Origin of the sequence: Saccharibacillus sacchari DSM 19268 (assembly GCF_000585395.1) — a bacterium.
Taxonomy (GTDB): Bacteria; Bacillota; Bacilli; order Paenibacillales; family Paenibacillaceae; genus Saccharibacillus; species Saccharibacillus sacchari.
Map to the genome: position 1 here is coordinate 1716680 of NZ_KK073875.1, position 17571 is coordinate 1734250.

13 protein-coding genes are annotated in these 17571 nt (G+C 55.5%); 1 reads left to right on the plus strand and 12 read right to left on the minus strand.

Annotation, left to right across the window (positions count from 1 at the left end; genetic code table 11):
- Positions 1-82: 82 nt before the first annotated feature.
- The 8 genes from SACSAC_RS07390 to SACSAC_RS07425 all read right to left on the minus strand — a co-directional run bounded on the left by SACSAC_RS07390 (position 83) and on the right by SACSAC_RS07425 (position 8463).
- Positions 83-955, minus strand: coding sequence for a UbiA-like polyprenyltransferase (locus tag SACSAC_RS07390; RefSeq protein ID WP_037285013.1), 873 nt, complete (start codon positions 953-955; stop codon positions 83-85).
- Positions 952-2286 carry an aspartate aminotransferase family protein gene (locus SACSAC_RS07395; RefSeq protein ID WP_084778431.1) on the minus strand — a complete coding sequence of 445 codons (1335 nt, stop codon included), beginning with the start codon at positions 2284-2286 and terminating at the stop codon, positions 952-954. The genes SACSAC_RS07390 and SACSAC_RS07395 overlap by 4 nt, the downstream gene beginning before the upstream one ends.
- Positions 2287-2426: 140 nt before the next feature.
- Complete coding sequence (locus SACSAC_RS07400; protein WP_037285015.1) at positions 2427-4505, minus strand: peptidase U32 family protein; 2079 nt, start codon at positions 4503-4505, stop codon at positions 2427-2429.
- A 265-nt stretch (positions 4506-4770) separates the two neighbouring features.
- Positions 4771-5607: an energy-coupling factor transporter transmembrane component T family protein gene (locus tag SACSAC_RS07405; protein ID WP_037285017.1), complete on the minus strand. Its 837-nt coding sequence runs from the start codon at positions 5605-5607 to the stop codon at positions 4771-4773.
- On the minus strand, positions 5592-6641 hold the full coding sequence (locus SACSAC_RS07410) for an ATP-binding cassette domain-containing protein (RefSeq protein ID WP_051506945.1): 1050 nt from the start codon (positions 6639-6641) through the stop codon (positions 5592-5594). The genes SACSAC_RS07405 and SACSAC_RS07410 overlap by 16 nt, the downstream gene beginning before the upstream one ends.
- Positions 6598-7485: an ATP-binding cassette domain-containing protein gene (locus SACSAC_RS07415; protein ID WP_084777957.1), complete on the minus strand. Its 888-nt coding sequence runs from the start codon at positions 7483-7485 to the stop codon at positions 6598-6600. Before SACSAC_RS07415 ends, SACSAC_RS07410 begins: the two co-directional genes overlap by 44 nt.
- Before the next feature lie 32 nt (positions 7486-7517).
- Positions 7518-8072 carry a Gx transporter family protein gene (locus SACSAC_RS07420; protein WP_037285018.1) on the minus strand — a complete coding sequence of 185 codons (555 nt, stop codon included), beginning with the start codon at positions 8070-8072 and terminating at the stop codon, positions 7518-7520.
- Positions 8056-8463, minus strand: coding sequence for a NusG domain II-containing protein (locus SACSAC_RS07425; RefSeq protein WP_342666450.1), 408 nt, complete (start codon positions 8461-8463; stop codon positions 8056-8058). The genes SACSAC_RS07420 and SACSAC_RS07425 overlap by 17 nt, the downstream gene beginning before the upstream one ends.
- A 568-nt stretch (positions 8464-9031) precedes the next feature.
- Between SACSAC_RS07425 and SACSAC_RS07430 the strand changes: the two genes are divergently transcribed.
- The gene (locus SACSAC_RS07430; RefSeq protein ID WP_156950965.1) at positions 9032-10321 is read left to right on the plus strand and encodes an Rv1352/Rv1906c domain-containing protein; all 1290 of its coding nucleotides are present in this window, start codon (positions 9032-9034) and stop codon (positions 10319-10321) included.
- A gap of 792 nt (positions 10322-11113) precedes the next feature.
- On the opposite strand, the gene SACSAC_RS07435 is transcribed toward SACSAC_RS07430, so the two are convergent.
- From SACSAC_RS07435 to SACSAC_RS26905, 4 genes are read right to left on the minus strand one after another with little or no spacing between them, the layout of a single operon-like run.
- Positions 11114-11497, minus strand: coding sequence for a hypothetical protein (locus tag SACSAC_RS07435; RefSeq protein WP_037285021.1), 384 nt, complete (start codon positions 11495-11497; stop codon positions 11114-11116).
- A gap of 26 nt (positions 11498-11523) precedes the next feature.
- Positions 11524-13326: a hypothetical protein gene (locus SACSAC_RS07440; RefSeq protein ID WP_037285023.1), complete on the minus strand. Its 1803-nt coding sequence runs from the start codon at positions 13324-13326 to the stop codon at positions 11524-11526.
- A gap of 56 nt (positions 13327-13382) precedes the next feature.
- Positions 13383-13988 (minus strand): hypothetical protein, encoded by a 606-nt coding sequence (locus SACSAC_RS07445; protein ID WP_037285025.1) that lies wholly within the window; start codon positions 13986-13988, stop codon positions 13383-13385.
- A 45-nt stretch (positions 13989-14033) separates the two neighbouring features.
- Positions 14034-17570: a DUF4132 domain-containing protein gene (locus SACSAC_RS26905; RefSeq protein WP_051506946.1), complete on the minus strand. Its 3537-nt coding sequence runs from the start codon at positions 17568-17570 to the stop codon at positions 14034-14036.
- Between the last annotated feature and the right edge of the window lies 1 nt (position 17571).

Sequence of the window (17571 nt, forward strand, 5' to 3'; positions counted from 1 at the left end):
ACTTCACGTTCCGCTTTGTCGCGAACGTTGAAGTCTTTTTTCATATCCCGAGTACAGCTTCCTTTTCAACCCTCGATGAGTTCTATAGGAAATAATCCAGCATCGTAAACAACAGAATCAGCATACTGACCACTTGGTTCAGGTTGTACGAAGCGATCTTCATGAGCCGTCGATTGTGCGGTTTAACGATCCCGTGTTCTAGCATCAGCAGGAATGCAGCCAGCACGATCCCGATCAGATACAGCCAACCCAGATCGCGGAAAACGAACAAGAACAACAGCAATCCGATCATCACCGCATGCAGGAAACGCGAGATATACAGCGCAGGCTTCAATCCGAAAGTACTCGGAATCGAATACAACCCCTGCTTCCGATCAAAATCAATATCCTGCGTTCCGTATAAAATATCGAACCCGCCGATCCACAACATCACGATCGTACCGAGTATGAACGGCGTAAACGCGAAGGATCCGGTCACCGCGAACCAGGCCCCAATCGGTGCGGACGCAATCGTAAATCCTAGATACAAATGGCTCAGCCACGTAAAGCGTTTCGTATACGAATACGACGAAATCAGGAAGATCGCGACCGGAGACAGGATCAGGCAGAGCGTATTCAGCATCCCCGCCGCCACGATAAAGATCGCGTAATTGACGACGACAAAGATCCAGACTTCGCGCACGCCAAGCAGCTTTTGCGGCAAATGCCGATGGGCGGTGCGAGGGTTGGCTGCGTCGAACTCGCGGTCCGCCAACCGATTGAACGCGTTCGCGCCGTTGCGGGCGGCGACGAGGGCGATCAGCGACCAGAGAATAACGCGCCATGAAGGCACGCCGCCCGCTGCCCATACAATCGAAATGATCGCGAAAGGCAGCGAAAACAGCGTATGCGAGAACATGACCAACGAACCGAAATCGCGTGTTTTTAGAAAAGCACTCCGGATCGCCGCACTCATGGCTGACCGTTTGGCGCAGAAGCTTCGCTGTCTCCGCCTTGTTCCTGTTCGATTGCCGTAAGCCGTTCTTGTTCAATCGCTCCCAGTACGGCATCCAGCGCTTCCAGCATCAGCTCGATGTCCGACGCTTCGATCACGACCGGAGGTTGGAACGCCAGTACGTTGCGGGACACGCCGTTTTTGCCGATCAGGAAGCCGCGGTCTTTCATTTCTTCCAGCACCCGATCCGTCATCATTGCGCCATAAGCCGGATCTTCCGCGTACAGTTCGGCTCCCAGCATCAAACCAAGTCCGCGCACTTCGGATACGATATGCGGGTAAAAGACGCGCATACGTTCCAAACCGAGCTTCAGCGCCGAACCCAAACGTGCCGCGCGTTCCGGTAGCTGTTCCTTCTCGATATAATCCAGCACCGCCAGCGCCGTTTCGGCCGAGATTGGATTGCCGCCGAACGTCGAAGCCGAAGGCACGTTGAGCGAAGCCGCGACTTCTTCCGTCGCCGCGAACGCGCCGATCGGAATGCCTCCGCCGAGCGCTTTTGCCATCGTCACGATATCGGCCTGCACGCCAAGCTGCTGTGAAGCGAGCAGCTGTCCGGTACGCCCGAAGCCGGTTTGAATCTCGTCCGCGATCAGCAGCACGCCGTAGGATTCCAGCATTTTTTTCGCGCGGGCCAGATAGCCTTCCGGCATGACGATCATTCCGCCATTACCTTGAATCGGTTCGATGATCATCGCCGCGATGTTGTCGCCGGCTTCGCGCAATACGTCTTCCAACGCACTCAAGGAACGTTCCGCCGCTTCCTGCGGATCAAGGCCATACTCATATGGACGAGGAATGAAGTAGACATGGTCATCCGGGAACGGATCGGTCCGCCACATTTGCAGGCCGGTCACGCTTGTCGTCAGCGAAGTTCGGCCGTGCAGCGATTCGGTCAGCGAGATAAAGCCTCTGCGCTTCGTGTGCCGACGCGCCAGCACCAAAGCGCCATCGTTCGCTTCCGAGCCGCTGTTGCAGAAAAAGACGCGCGGATAAGCAGGCAATAGCTCCGATATCCGTTTGGCGAGTTTGGCGGAAGGCTCGGTCAGATAGATCGTGGTCGTATGCTGAAGCTTGCGCGCCTGACGAACTGTCGCTTCGGCGATCGCGGGGTTACAGTGACCCGTCGCAACGACGGATACGCCCGCGAAGAAGTCCGTATACACCTTCCCTTCGCCGTCCTTCACATGCTGCATAGAACCGGAGACCAGCACAGGCGGGTTCTTATAGAAATGCTGGGTACACGGGAAAAAGTGGACTTTGCGCAGTGCGACGACTTCTTCGGGCGTCATGACGGTCTCGACGGATGCGGTCGGCGCCGCAGCTGCATGTCGCGTTTGTTCTCCGAACTTCTGTGTGGGATTCGCTTCGGCATCAGTCAACGCTCCGGCTGCGTTTGGCCGTTGATTTTGTTGTTCGCTATTCATTCCGCTCACCCTTTCGTTTCTTGAAGTACCGGCTGTTTGGCAGGCGCGACCTTCTCTTCCGACGCTTCCTCTGCCGAAGGGACCGCATCCAGAGCTGTCGGCAAGTTCGCCGGCGTGCTGCGGTCCGCACGGCGGAAGGCCAATGCGCCCAGCGTGAATCCGGCAAAGGTCGGCTCAAGGCTAGTCGCCAGTTCAACCGCGCGTTCCGGCGCGTTTAACGCTGCACGATAAACCGCCAACACTTCGCCCAAGCGCTCCGGCGTATAAGTCGAACCTTCAATGCGGAAGTGCGAAATTCCGGCCTGCATTAGTTCGGCGACGATAGGCAGCATGCAGATTTCTTTGGACGTCGTGAGGTGGCAGCGGCCGTGAACGTCTTTGTACACCGGGCTTTCGCCTTTGTCGGTCATCAGGACCAGGATATCGTCGCGAACGTAGTGGTTGCTTTCTTCGGCGATCGGTTCATAGACTTCGGTATTTGCATACAGGTCATGCTCCATGTACATTACGACTGGCGTGCCGTGTACGGTCAGTTCCATTTCTCCTTGGGTACGACCCAGCAGAGCAGCCAGGTCGGGCAAATTGGCTTCGATCGAAGCCGTCAACCGTTCTACGCCAAGCTCGCGGTACATGTTTTCAGCCATATGATTATACAGATTGAGCGACAGGTCGCCGATCAGCGGAAGACCAAACCCTTTGAAACGACGCACCGCGCCGATGTTGGTTACCAACAGCGCGTCCAAGCCGGGTACGCCGCGCGACAGCAAAGCATCATATTGTTCAAAGTGAATTTCGTTCATCATGCGCGGCGTTGCCAGCACGAGGCGCGTATTGCCTTTGATCGCGGCCAATTCGGCAATTTCTTTCCGGCCGAAAGCCCGATCCGGCAGCAGGACATCGCCCGACAAGAACAGTTCGTCTACACCGGCTTCCAGTGCTGCTTTGGCCTGAGCCATATTATTGACGCGAACCGTGAGTTTCGGAGCGGTGGATGCTGTTGCGGAACTTTGCAGCGCTGCTGCTTTTTCCGCCGCCATGTTCGTCAGCCATTCGCGAGCGGTATTCACTGCCGATTCGCTCGTCTCGCGTTCCGCCGTTGGCGTGCTGAACACTTTGCCTGTGCTGTAGAACTTGCCCGTGCCTTCAAAGCGCTGATTGATATTGGATAAGCCCGGCGTACCGAACGCGTAAGCCGTGGAAAAGTCGCGTTTGCGCTCCTTGTGCATTTTCTCACTTTCCACGTCGCGTTCGAAGCCTACCGGATCTTCGAGATAGCGGTCGATCGCTTCGCCGTAGCTATTGACCAGGGAAGCCATGAATTCTTTATCGCGCATCCGACCTTCGATCTTGAACGAAGTGACGTGAGCATCAATCAGCTCCGGCAGGTGCTCATACATGTTCATGTCTTTGGCTGCGAGCGGATACGGAGTGCTGTAGACATAGCCGTCTTTTTTCATGCGGTAATCCCAACGGCACGGCTTGAGGCATTTGCCCCGATTGCTGCTCATGCCGAACAGATGCGAGCTGATGTAGCAATTGGCTCCGTGCACCGAACACATGTCGCCGTGGACGAAATATTCGATCTCGATGCCGGTTTGTTCTTCGATGATCCGGGCTGTTTTGAGATCCATCTCCCGCGAGGTTACGACCCGGGTCACGCCGAATTCCTGAAGCGCGCGGACCATCTCGACGTTATGTACATTCAGCATAACGGAGGCGTGCACCGGCAAAGTCAGCCCTTGCTCGCGAAGCAACGACGGGACGGCCAAGTCCTGCACGATGATGGCATCGACGCCGGAGCGATCGAGGAAACCCAGATATTCGCCCGCTTCGGACACGTCCGTTTCGCTGAGCATATTGTTCACCGTGACATAGGCTTTTTTGCCGAGGCCGTGCGCGATGTTGACGGCTTCGACGATGTCTTCGCGGGTAAAGTTGTAGCCTTTGCGCATCATCCGCATGTTGAGACCGGGGCCACCGAAATAGACGGCGTCGCAGTTGGCGCGGATGACGGTGTCGAAAATCTCGAAGGTTCCGGCCGGGGCTAGGAGTTCGACTTCTCTTCCTTGGAAATAACGTGACATAAGTGGTTCCTCCTTGAAGCAAGTTCCTGTTCGGGGGAAGCGCTGGGGCGCTGCGGGGGAAATTCGTTCAAGGCGCTGTCTCACTCGGAAACGTCGATTAAAATTTTAGTGGAATCTTTCCGAGTTCAAAGGCGTCTTTCACTGAATTTCCCCCTCCGCTTGGCGCTTCGATCGAAGCAGGGAATTGCTTCTTCTATTTAGGGTGTAGGTGTTTAAAAAGATTCGAGCAAGCAAGCTCAAAATCTGATGAAGCGAGTTTGTTTGGTTATACGGTCAGTCGCATTAACAACGCTCCTACGGGCAGTAAAGCGAACAGGAGCGTAAACCACGTATCGGCGGAGCGCCAGATGAGTTGGCGGTAGGCCGTTCTGGGGGCGCCGATGCGGTAGCCGCGGGCTTCCAGGGATGTCGTCAGTTCTTCGGCACGGCGGAAAGCGCCGACGGTGACGGGGACGAGCAGGGACAGGAGCAGGCGGGCTTTTTCTTTGAGCTTCATTTCTTCGTAGTCTGCGCCGCGTGCTGCTTGAGCCTTAAGGATGGTTTGCGCCTCTTCCAGCAGAGCCGGGATAAAGCGGAGGGCAAGGCGCATCATGAGCGAGAAGCGTTCCGCTCCCGTGCCTTTGCGGGAGAGCGGCTTCAACATGCCTTCGACGCCGCGGCTGAGCATGGACGGCGTTGTGGTGAAGGTCAGCATGGCGGTAAAGACAATCAATAACGCCATGCGGCTTACCGCAAGCAGAGCGCTGGAGAGAACGGCGGATGTTAGCGTGAACGGTCCCCATGTCCCGCTCCAGAGCAAAGGGTCGGCGGCAGCAAGGTTTACAGTGCCATTTCCTGCTCCGGCAATCAGTTGGAACAGGAATACGAATAACATCAGCCAACGCAGCGGGCGCAAAGCGCGCAGATACGTTTTGGCCGGAATTTTCGTTGCGGTCAGCACCAGAATCGATAAGATCGTAAGCGCGGCGAGCTGCGGCCAACCGTTGGAGAGGATGAGCGCCGCCGTGAACAGCAGCATCGCTGTGATTTTGGATCGCGGGTCCAGCCCGTGCACTCGTGAACCTGTAGGAATCATTCGTCCGATAATCAGCTTGTCACGCATGCGCTCACCTCCTTTTCGTGTCTATACGGTGCGTCCATTGAAGAGTCGGCTTGGTCGTTCAATTCCTGTGCCGACTCTTGCTGAGAGCCTTCTTTTGACGCTATGTTCGTACTCTCGCACTTCTCAAAGCCGTGAACGGCTTCTTCGATTCGACGCGCCATGTCTTCAGCCGTGCGGGGAAGCGGCAAAGCCGCCAACTGCGGCAGCCGAGCCGTCCACTCTGCCCAGCAACGAAGTTGTTCGGGTACGGCTACGCCCCAATGATCCAGCTCTTCCGAACGGTCGGCCAACTCATCGGCATCTCCTTGGAAAACGGCGCGGCCTTCGTGCATCACGATCCACTCGTCCGCGACCTCCATCAATTCCTCGATCCGGTGCGTCACCATCAGAATCGTCCGGCCTTCTTCTCGGCATAGCCTCGCCAGCAGCGCAATCAGTTCCCGGCGCGCCGCCGAGTCGAGCGTCGCGGTCGGTTCGTCGAGCATGACGATCTCCGGACCGGCGGCCAGCACGGAAGCAATGGCGACCTTGCGCATCTGTCCGCCGCTTAACGTCAACGGGTGACGCTTCAGCAGCGCTTCGTCCAATCCCATCGACTTGAGCGCCTCAACCGCTTTCGACTGTGCTTCTTTACGCGACGAGCCAAAGTTCATCGGGCCGAACATCAAGTCTTTTTCCACCGTATCCTCGAACAAATGCTGCTCGGGAAACTGAAAGCTCAGCCCGATCCGGCGACGCAGCGCATTCAGCCTCGGTTTTTGCATATTCGGCAGCAAGGTATGGTCCAGCACTTTAACGGCGCCACCCGTAGGCAGCAGCAGGCCATTCAGCAGTTGCAGCAGCGTGGACTTGCCCGATCCCGTGCCTCCGGCGATGCCGACGAGCGTGCCTTTGCGAATACGGATATTGATATCATGCAGCGCCGTCGCGGCGAACGGACTGCCTGCCTGATACGTGTAATCGACATTCGTTAATTGGATTACCGCTTCGCTATTCGATTGGTCCCCCGCGTTTCGTCTCGTCCAGCCGATCACGACCGTGTCCCCCTTCAACTGCCTGCTTAACTCGCTTATGCGGTATGTTCTTACTGATAGCTGACTGCTCGATGCCCCGTGCTTGGAGCTGTTGTTCCAGTCTCAAGCGAAACGGAAGCTCGATCCCGCAGTCGCGCAATAACTCTATATCTTTGAAAAAAGTTTCCGGCGTGCAGTCTGCGCGAATCGTGCCGTTTTGCAATGCTATGATTCGATCCGCCGCCAGCATTTCGTCCACGTCGTGCGTGACGGAGAATATCGTGTAATCCCCTTGTTCCTTCATTCCTCGGATCACGCCCAGCAGCTCGCGCCGCGAACGCTCGTCCTGCATCGAAGTCGCTTCGTCGAACACGACGATCTCCGGCTCCATGGACAGACACGCGGCAACCGCGCAACGCTGCTTTTGCCCGCCCGACAGTTCGCCCGGATGTTTCGGCAGAAGCGAAGAGATGTTCAGCTTATCCGTATAGGCTGCAATTCGCCGCTCCATCTCCGCACGCTCCAGACACAGCCCTTCGAGTCCGAACGCAATATCTTCTTCGACCGTCTCCCCGATAAACTGGTTGTCCGGATTCTGGAACACCATGCCGATTCTGGACCGAACAAGCGGTGCGTTATGCTCGGTCAATTCTTCGCCGAAAACGGATACTATGCCGTTTTGCGGCCGCAGCAGTGCGTTTAACAGCCGGACCAGCGTCGATTTCCCGCAGCCGCTTTCCCCCACGACCGCGATCCATTCGCCTTGGCGAACGCTCAAGTTTACGCTTTTGAGTACCGTTTCTTCTTTCGTATAAGCGAATTCGATATCCCGAAGTTCGACCAAGACCGCTGTTTCGCGTTCCATGCTGCTTCCCCCTTCCTGCCGCATCGCCCAGATCAATACTCGTTCGGTACGAACGGCGCGAACAATTTCATATGGCCGAGCGCGTTTACCAGATACCGAACCGCGATGCCGACCACGATCCCCGTTGCCACGCCCGCGATCATCAAGACCGGCAGGTAATAGAAAATGTTGAGCGAGTCGATCACGATCGCGGCAGCCGCGAGCTGTCCGATATTGTGCGCAATCCCCCCGGCGACGCTGATCCCGATCAAACTGAGGCGTTTACGGCTGATCTTCATCAATCCGTACATGACGCCGAAGCTGAGCAGAGCGCCGAACAAACTGAACAACAGCATCGAAAACGTGCCCAGGATCATGGCGGTCAGCAGCGTTTTGAGTACGACCAGCATCAGCGTATCCTTACCGTTCAAGAAATATAGGCAAGTCAGGATCATGATGTTCGCCAAGCCCAACTTCGCGCCCGGCATCATAAAGCTTCCGACCGGAATCATGGACTCGATAATGCCCAACACGACCGCCGCCGCAGCGAAGATCGCCAGAATGACCGTCTTTTTCAGCAACAACGATTCTTCAGCCAACGACGTCATCGACTTCCAGCTCCTCTCCCGATTCGACTCCGATAAAGACCGATACGCGGTGCGGCAAGCACACGATCTGCTGCCCCGGACGCGTTACGAACCCAAATCCCAAACACAATTCGTCCGGACAGTCCGCATCGATCATTTCTACGCCTCCGTTGTGAATTTTGATCTGATTGAATCCGTCTTCGGTCTTGATCATGACGACCTGCTCTTCTTCCGTCAGCGGTAGGGTCTGGTAAGCTTCGCCATTCACCTCGATATGCACGAAGCGATTTTCGATGTGATTTTTTTCACTTTCATTGCCACCCCAATAACGCGGAACGATAAAAGCAAGCGCCGCAATGACCACGATTCCGATCAGAATCAAGTCACCCCTCTTCATCATCTTGCCTTTCATGGCCTAACTCCTAATCCGTACTTTGCACCTAATTTCACATGAATGTGCAGAAAAATGCTTTCTCGCTGCAAAATACTCTTTTTTTTGAATACCTAAATCTTAGATGCCTCCATTATACGCCCGCATCCAAGATTCGACAATGCTTACGCCAACAGCGGCAGGGTCGTTTTCAGGTCTTTTCACAATTTGCTCAATATTAGATAAAAATTTAGGTAAAAATGAAGACGATTCCTAGGATGAAAAGGCGGTAAAAGTTGCACGTTGGCAGGTTTGAAGACACGCCCTAGGCAGGGAGCAGCGATGGCGACAACGTCTAAGGAGGGCGCCGAGTGCGGGAAATGCGGCCGCGGCCGCTTTCCCGCTTCGACAGGCCTTGCAGGGTGGAATCTGTTAAAATGATGAAAGACGCGCGCAAATGCGCGATTGCAACACATGAAGCGAACCCTGCGTTTATAGATATGAGCATTGCTCATCGCATCTGATTTTATGATGAGGCGTTCAGGGATGCCTTTCTTATCTCGATAGATGTTCGACAGATCGCGATTCTTCAAGATCGGAGGAACGATAGATGAGACGAATGGGAATATTGCGCTTAGTAGGCGCGGCTTTGGGCTCGGCGGCTTTGCTCGCCGCGCTTAGCGCCTGCTCGGGAGGCGCACAAGGCGAAGTGGCGGACGGCGGGATTTACTCCGCCGAGCGCCCCCGTCCCGCCGATTCGGGCGGGACGGCGGCCGCGGAATCTTCGCGGCCGGAAGCCGACCCGGCGCAGACTGCCGGGTCCGGGGCGGACGAGCAGTCGCGTCCGCCGGAACAGAGCGACGGCGGCGAGGCCGAGCCGTCGGAGCGCGGCCGACCGGACGAGTCGGACGCGGAGCCGGGAACCGGCGCGGGGTTGGCCGACGAGCAAAGTCGGCCGGAAGGCGAAGCCGCGGAGAGCGCCGACGAAGTGGCGCGCGAGGATGCAAGCGATCCCGCCGAGCGGAGCGCGGCGGGGAGTGCCGCGGACGAGCGGAGTCGGCCAAGCGATGCGGGCGACGCCGAGAGCGAAGCGACGGATTCGAGCGAAGGCAGCTCCGCGAGTGAACAGAATCGGCCTGTCGACAAGAGCAACGACAAAACTCCGCAAAACAAGGATCAATCGGTCAACAAAGAAAATCAGCGGCCAAGCGATTCCGGTACCCGCACTACCGAGAATCCATCCACTGACGAGCAGCAACCTGCCAATCAGGAGCAGCAAAGACCCGAGGATAAAAGTTCGAACGATTCGAGCAACAAATCCGCGCAGGACAAAGCCAAAGAACCTCAAACGGATGAGAAAAACCGTCCTGTTCAAGCACCGAAATGGAACGGCCCGGATCAATCGTCCGAGCAATCCCGAACAGACGGTTCCTTTTCCGGCAGCGGACATTATCTGGTTACCGAACATTTGCGACCGGGGTTGTATCGCTCGATCGGCAACATCGAATATTGGGAACGAACCTCCGGCAAATCGGGCACGGAGAAGGACCGGATCGTCCGAGCGGAACCTGTAGGACCTGCCGTTGCGGAAATCAAGTCTTCGGACGTTGGCTTCATTTCCAAAGGATCAGGAACCTGGAAACCCGTATCCGGAAAAACAGGCGCCTTCAAAACCGAATTCGGAGCCGGAACCTACATCGTCGGCGTCGATATCGAACCGGGCCGTTATCGCTCACCGATCGGCGCCACGCGTTGGGAAACCTTATCCGGCTTCGGCGGCGAGAAGTCCGACCAACTACGCGGCGCTTCTCCCGGAAAATCCGCTCCCGTAACCGTCGAAATCAAAGCAACAGACAGAGGCTTCACCTCAAGCGGCGCTTTATGGATGAAAGTAGAATGAGTAACGCTTTAGGGAGTGCCTTCAAAACTGCCGCCATGAAGACTTGAAGACACTCCCTAAATTCAAATACCTGCAAATCTACAGTTATTTCATCTGATCGATAGCCAACGACTGAAATAAATACATATCTACAGTTATTTGACGATTGAATCTTGATGCAAAGTAAAAACCAAACGAATAACTGTATATTTGTCGTTATTTATTCTGGAATCGTCGATATCAGAAGATTAGATGGATATTTGCAGGTATTTGAATAGAATGAGATTCAGCCGCCATTCTATTCCCTACTCGACGCACACCGCAGGCGTGACGGAGCACGTCAAGGGAAAGTGACGAAGCCAGCGGCGAATACTTGCACGTTTCAAGCAGGTATTCAGCGATGCTGAAATCGTAAAAGCTTTAGGTACGATTCCAATATCGCGCGGAAAGGCAGCAAAAGATGTCCGGCGATATTTCTGAGCTTTTAAAACGTTAACGGAACGAGGTGGCGCTTAAAACGGTTATTGAGCAGATTTGGATTTTTAACGGAACGACACGCCGTTAGCGGGAAAAACCGGGCTGAAATCCTCGTTTTTTCGCCTTTTTTTCTCGCTAAGCATCCCCTCGTTCCGTTAAAAAATTTTCGCAACCTAAAAAGGCGTTGTAACGGCTATACGATCCGTTACAACGCCTAAAGTCGGTGAAGTCGAAAAATAGACTGCGCGATCCTGTTGCCGAACGATTCGCTGGCCCCTATGCAAATGCGACGCCGCGCGTAAGAGAGCTTTCAAACCAACGCGCGGCTGTTTCCACTCAAACGTCCGCGTCCTCTTCCGCAGAAGCAGCTTCGACTGCCTCGTCCGCACCCGGGGATTCGCCCGATCCGCCAACGCCTTGTCTAGCCAACTCTGCATAACTGCATAGACGAAAAAATAAGCCGGCGAACTTCGACGTTTCTGCATGTTCTACATCAGAAGTGGCAAGTCGACTCTGTTCCCCGGATCGCCCCAGCTTACGCAGCAAATCCTCTAACAGCTCCATACCTAATTTTTGTGCTTCATCCGCTAACGCTTCCAGTCGTTTGGCATCTTCCAAAGCAAACTGACTTCCTCCGCGCAGCAGCAGATCCTCTGTCCAATCTTCCACTCGGCTGAGCAGACGATTTAATTCGATTCCCCCTGCGTTCTTCCCGTTCATGCGCTATTCCTCCGTTTTGAACAACCCTATCCGTCCAGCTTCAGATTCAACAGTCGATTGCCTTGAAGGAAACTGATCGGATACACGCCTTCTTCACTGATCGACGCAAAGATATAGAACTCATCTTCGCTCGGCAGTCCTCGGCCCGATTCCAAGCGAGTGATCGCCGCACTCCAATCCGAGTGATACGGCAACACCAGCTCTAATCGTTCGCCGTCCGGATCTCTAACCGTAAACTTAAGAGCTTGCGAGGCGCGATCGTAGACCGAACCTTCGATCCCTGCCGCTCTCAGCAGCTTGAAGCGCCGCGGAAGCCCACCGAACAAGCCCACTTGAACAGGCTCCGATGCCAGCTCCGCAAAAGAAGATACCCGTAGTTTCCCAAAGTCGAACGACTCCACCGCAGGCCGTTCCGGCAGCGTCAGTACAGGTGAACCTCCGGAGGATAAACGCCCTTCGCTGCTCACTTTGACGGCGCGGAAGGACAGCATGGAGCTGCTGGCCTCTTTCATCAACAGATCCGGCTTCCACGGGGAACGCTCGCGATAATATCGAGAGAAGTCGAACTCGGCCCCCTCGTAATAAGCAGGCCGGGCCTGACTATAGGTATACATCCCGCCGTCTTCGCCGCAGTAGAAATAATACGTAATCCCTCGGTATCCCGAACGCGTCTCCCACGGCTCGGCTCCCAGCGCATAAAGGTCAAGCCTTGGCACCGTATAGTATTTGCCCCGGAAGCGTCCGGCTAATTGCGCGCGGCGAGCCGGGCCGATCTCGCGCTCGAGCGCATCCAGCATCAGGCTCACGCGAGACAGGCGGCTCAACAGCACACGTGCCGAGAACCGAACATGACGCGCAAAAAACAGCTCCAGTTCGCCATGAATCCCGCGCGCTTCGCGCTCCAGATTCGGCAATCCGCTGCTGCGGGCCGCGATTGCGAGAAGCTCGAAACGATCGGCGAAGCTATACGGCAAACGCGCAAGGCCGTTACGCAGCAGCTCGCCGATGCTTTCGCGGAATTCGCCCAGCGTTTCCGGCGGAAATTCGGTCGGAGACAATTTTGCCGCTAAAGCGTCGCTATCGTTCAACCCTTTGCTTGCCCGGTAACGCAGCAGTGCTTCAAGCTTATACATCTCGCCGTCCGTACCCGAAACCGCGCATAAAGCACGATCAACCTCGGGTGTATCGGTAAAAGCAACCTCCACGCCGGAACGCTTCATCTGCATGACCAGCAACGAGCCTTCGCGTACCTCCAGTTCTTCCACATATCGCAACCGAAACGCGGCCTCTTCCACTCTCGAAGTTGAAAAAGGCGCGACTAGCTCGCCAATCTCCCGTTCCGTCAGCCAACTGAAATCCAGGATCGGCGGCTCCGATTCTGAGAATCTTCCTGACGCAGCCGCAGCATCCGACCCGAGCGTTTCCGATCTTTTTTCGCCCCCGGAATCTGCTGGCGCTCCATCATCGTTAGCCAGACTGTATTCCTCAGGCTTCGCGCCAGCTTCTTGCTCGTTCTCCGAGACCCCTCCATCCTGACTATCCGCAAAGCGCGGATAATCCAAAATCCCGATTAGCACATGCTTGCAGATTTTATCCGATGGACAACTGCAAACAAACGAATCGATGGAATCGGTCAGTTTGCAAATCGTGTCGTCGCTTAGCGTACAAATCACTTCGTTTTCGCTAAAATCATAATGAACCGTAACGCCTTTTTCCATATCTTTAAGCGCTCTGTTGTACAATCCCTTATTGGCATAACGGATCAAATAATCTTCTGTACCGAGTGCAACCAGTCTTGCAAACCTCTCCTGCATATCGCTTCCGCTCATTCGAATTCACCTCCGCTCTTGCGTCTGATTGCGAGTGTCCGAACGCTGCTAAGTATCTATTCCGCTTCGTCCACATAGTTCTCCAGATACGCCGCTAGCGCCGCATCGTCCCGAAGCTCAAGATGCACGCCCCAGCTCCAATCGGCCAACGCAAGCGTTGCTAGGCCAGCCAGCGTGCGCAGAAGTTTGAGGCTCCATTCATACCGATCGCGATCCTCGAATTCCAGCGTCAGCCAGGCTTTATATAAGATTCCGTCCTTATGCTCGCAAAAAAGTACGGTCTCCTCATTCGGTCCAAAAGCCCGGATCTGAGGACATTCCACGCGGTACGAAGAACCATAGCCCGTCGATACGACATCGTACGGCTGAGCGAACGATGACACTGCCGCCTCAATGTCCGCAATGCGAATGCCAAGTTCGGTCAGACCGTCCGTGTCGCTTTTTCGCACATAAACATCGGTATACCCGGCTTCCGTACGATGCTCTTCCGAAAAGGTGGCGATGTGCCCCATCTCTTCTTCCACTTCGTTCTGCTGTCCTAACAGAACCAGCTCCAACATGCAGTAATCGTCCTCATGGAAAAACAACTTTCTTACGTCGGAATCCGCAGAAAGGGAGGCTTGCGCCGCTCCTTTCTCCGAATCGCGTTCATGACTTGTCATGCTTGCAGCCTGCCTTTCTTCTGCTCTTTCCGCCCAGCGCCGGGCTTACTGCCCGGTTGCACGCAGAATATCGTAGACGGTCTCGCTGAATACGCGGTTCGGTACATTTTTCATCGGATGACCGCTTGCGGAGGTGTAGTAATAGTCGTCGCCTTTGTTGTTGAAAAACTCAAGCTCTTCAAGCGAGACGTCCTCCATGCCTTCGTAGTATGCGATGCTCGTACCGCTGAAGGTCAGGCGCGCCATCAGTTTGCCGTATGACTTGAACAATTCGTTGTAGAATCCGCCGTCCATTGCCCGTCCTTTGACCCAACCGTATTTCTCCAGCGCTTTCGGGAAGCCTGTCGGCGAATATTCGCCTTCCGGCAGACGGCTGTAGGTGCGGCGCTCCAAATCATCTTCTTCAGGCAAATACACCGGGCGATTCAACTGGATAAACGGCTGCACGATCTCGTAGTCTTCCAACTGCGTTTTCCAAGCGCTCAGCGTCTCGGCGTCGAGTTCCAGCGGATGCACCAGACCGATCTTCGCCGTCTCGGCCAGTTCATATTCGTCTTCGTCTACCGTATTGAATGTGCCGTCTTCCATATAGCGGAACGTGTCTACGACCGTCGTTTCTTCGCTGCCGATTGTGTAGACGCCCCAGATCAGACCGACCGCGAAGCGGCGCATCACTACATTGTTTACGAATAGATCCGTCCACTCCGACGCGGTCCACAAACGCTGCTTGGAGAGAGACTCTTCCAGACGCTGCGCCTGAATGCCGACCATCGTTTTGAGATCCTTTTTGAGCTGGGTAAAACGGGATTTGGATTTCGCGGCAAGTTCCGCATCGTCTTTTTGTCCCGGTGCAGGCAGGCTTTTCACGGCTTTGCCCGTCTCGTCGTTCACGGCGGACAATTGAAGATCGGCGCTGACTTTGACCGTGAAGGAACGCTCTCCGTAACTCAGCACTAATTCTCCTTTTTCATCAAAGCCAAGCGTCGTGATCAGTCGGTCGGCAAGTTGGTCTTTGGTCAGACCCTGATTCTCGGCCGCTAGTTGCAGTGCTTCTTCGGCCGCCCCCTTGACTTGGCGGTTCTTGATCGAGCGTCCCAATCGGTCGATCGTCATCAGCGCCGCCGCATCGTTCATGAACGCCAGCGCGCGGACGGCATCGGCCGCTATCGCGCCTCGGCTGCTTTCCGCCCAATCCTTGATCTGACGGCCGAGCAAGTCCACCACGTCACGGCCGCCAAAACGAGCCGCAAGCGGCAGTACCCACTTTTCTTTGGCAGGCGCTTGAGCGTCGATCCAAATACGCAGAACCTCGGTCGTGAACGCGGCAAGCGACGCCGTATCCGCATATTCCGCAACCTCGTCCAGACGCGGGTTCGGCTCGGACGCAAAATCAACGGATTCCGTCAGCACGTAAGATTTGATTCCGTCAGCCAGCTTATGTCCGTCGTTGCCGTGAAGCTCAGGCAACTGATCGAGCGACAACCAAGATAGACGAGCCAGCTTTTTGGCGTCCGCGTGTTCAGCCAACGCAGCATGCGCATATTCGGCGGGCTTGCCCAGCGTATCGGACAACGCTTGCAAACGAGCTTTCAACGCCGCGGACTTTTCTTTTTTCAGCAATTGCTCGTAAGCTTCGCCTTCGCCCACAATCCCGCGCAGCAGATCGATCACGACTTCGCGCACGCTCGCTTTTTTCTCCGCCAGATACAGCTTTACATACAAATCTTTGTCCGGGCGGCGAATCAGTTCGGCACGGGCAATCTCGCGGGAACGTTTGGACGAATCGCCCAGTCCCATGCGAAGCGCTTGAATCAGCAGCTCCTCGTTCTCTTCTTCGCTGACCGACAGAGCCGTCTCCAGGACCGTCTGCCGCACTTCGCCTTGCAGATCATTATAGAAGTCCAGACTGGCGGGCAGTCGGTGCCGGATGATGCTCCGCAGCTCTTCCTCCGGAACCCGGGCATAATAATACTGGTTCAGTCCGTTCAGCAGCAGCAAACGAAGCAGCAGGCGTTCGCCGTCGACATCCGGATCTGCCTCGACCCGCGCCAGCAGCTTCTCGCCGTTGAAGACCGGAGACTGATACAGATACGACAGGAACGACGCTGTCCCGATCTCGGGATGTCCGGCAACCTTGACGAATTTGGCGTACAACTCCGAGTCTTCGGACAGGAAGGTTACGGCGATCAGCAGATTGCGACGGCGAGTGTCGTTGCCCCTGACGTCGTCCCAATCCCGGGAGGGTTTGTGCTTGGCATACGTTTCGAGCGACAGCTCCCCCGCCAAATATTTCGCCAGGCTATGACCGAGAATATTGCCGTGAAGCTTGTCGGACAGCGCTTCGAGCACCAGCTTCTCGATGCCGCCTTCGCTCTCCGGTGCGCATCCTTCGTCCAGCAGCACGCGGTACACGTAAGCTTTGAGCATCGGACGGCGCAAGATGGAAAAGAGATATTGGGCACGCTTGGTGTCTTTGACCAGCTCGGCCCGCAGCATATTCCAGGCTGGCATATAGCTGTCGATCTCCCGTGCCAGCGTAGCAATCAAGGCAAACGGTTCATCGGTACGAACGACGCCGTCCAGTACGAGATCGGGGTCCTTGCCCGTATTTTCCATCAACAACAGCTCGGCACGCATCTCCAGCGGCAGAATCTCATGCACGTCGCGCACCAGATCAAGCACCGCCAAATCAAGCTCCGATGACGATTTCAGCAGCCCTTCTTTGCCGCCGTTAAGCAGCAGTATGTAATAAAAGGCCATGCGTAGCTGCGTCAATACGGCATTTTGCTGCTCCCGGCGAAGCTGCTCGTTCGGATCGAGCGTCGAATCCGGGAATAGACGGGCCCTCAGCGCGGAGCGTCTGGCTTCCACAAACTCAGGCGCAAGATCAAGCTGCGTCAGCGTGTCTTTGAGCGGAAGTTGGCGGATCGCCAAAGGTTCAATCGCCTTGAGCAGATATTTGCGCAGACGTTCGGCATCCCCGGCAAGCAATGCCTGGATCGAATGCGGCAGCTTCAGGATCATTTCATCCGCAAATGCCGAGTCGATCTGCGCATACAGCTTCAACAGCACCAGCGTATCCGCACTCGTCTCCAGCGGCGACACGGATTTGCCGTTCTGTTGCATGGAGCTGATTCGGGAACGGAACATTTTCTCGATATGCTCGGCGCCCACGTGCATATACATCAAGCGAAGACGTTGAAGCGACTTTTCCATCCGTTCTTCCACATCGTGGATTTGGCGCGCGCCCAAGTTGATGCCGACCAGCAGTTCATCCGTACAAGCCCGGTACAGCGCGCTTTCCTGATACCCGTATCCGCCGTTGCCCATCGTCCGGAGCAGCACGGCCGCAGCCCGGAAAAAGACTTCTCCCTTTTCGCTCCGACCCAGCTTTTCCAGCGCGTCGATCGTCCGATACAGATACCGATTGGAGCCTGTGAGCATGTCCGGAAACTCTTCCGACGCCCCCGTCACATAATCGATGATCGAATCTTTGCGATCTACCGCGAGCGAATAATCGTCCGAGCAAGCTTTAGCGAATTTCTCGATCAAAGGATCAACCGTATGGTTTTGCAAACTCATG

Coding starts and splice junctions, on each gene's coding strand:
- SACSAC_RS07420 (WP_037285018.1), bottom strand. CDS start 8,072: ATGACGTCGTTGGCTGAAGAATCGTTGTTGCTGAAAAAGACGGTCATT.
- SACSAC_RS07405 (WP_037285017.1), bottom strand. CDS start 5,607: ATGCGTGACAAGCTGATTATCGGACGAATGATTCCTACAGGTTCACGA.
- SACSAC_RS07400 (WP_037285015.1), bottom strand. CDS start 4,505: ATGTCACGTTATTTCCAAGGAAGAGAAGTCGAACTCCTAGCCCCGGCC.
- SACSAC_RS07425 (WP_342666450.1), bottom strand. CDS start 8,463: ATGAAAGGCAAGATGATGAAGAGGGGTGACTTGATTCTGATCGGAATC.
- SACSAC_RS07395 (WP_084778431.1), bottom strand. CDS start 2,286: ATGACGCCCGAAGAAGTCGTCGCACTGCGCAAAGTCCACTTTTTCCCG.
- SACSAC_RS07435 (WP_037285021.1), bottom strand. CDS start 11,497: ATGAACGGGAAGAACGCAGGGGGAATCGAATTAAATCGTCTGCTCAGC.
- SACSAC_RS07445 (WP_037285025.1), bottom strand. CDS start 13,988: ATGACAAGTCATGAACGCGATTCGGAGAAAGGAGCGGCGCAAGCCTCC.
- SACSAC_RS07390 (WP_037285013.1), bottom strand. CDS start 955: ATGAGTGCGGCGATCCGGAGTGCTTTTCTAAAAACACGCGATTTCGGT.
- SACSAC_RS07415 (WP_084777957.1), bottom strand. CDS start 7,485: ATGGAACGCGAAACAGCGGTCTTGGTCGAACTTCGGGATATCGAATTC.
- SACSAC_RS07440 (WP_037285023.1), bottom strand. CDS start 13,326: ATGAGCGGAAGCGATATGCAGGAGAGGTTTGCAAGACTGGTTGCACTC.
- SACSAC_RS07430 (WP_156950965.1), top strand. CDS start 9,032: ATGAGACGAATGGGAATATTGCGCTTAGTAGGCGCGGCTTTGGGCTCG.
- SACSAC_RS26905 (WP_051506946.1), bottom strand. CDS start 17,570: ATGAGTTTGCAAAACCATACGGTTGATCCTTTGATCGAGAAATTCGCT.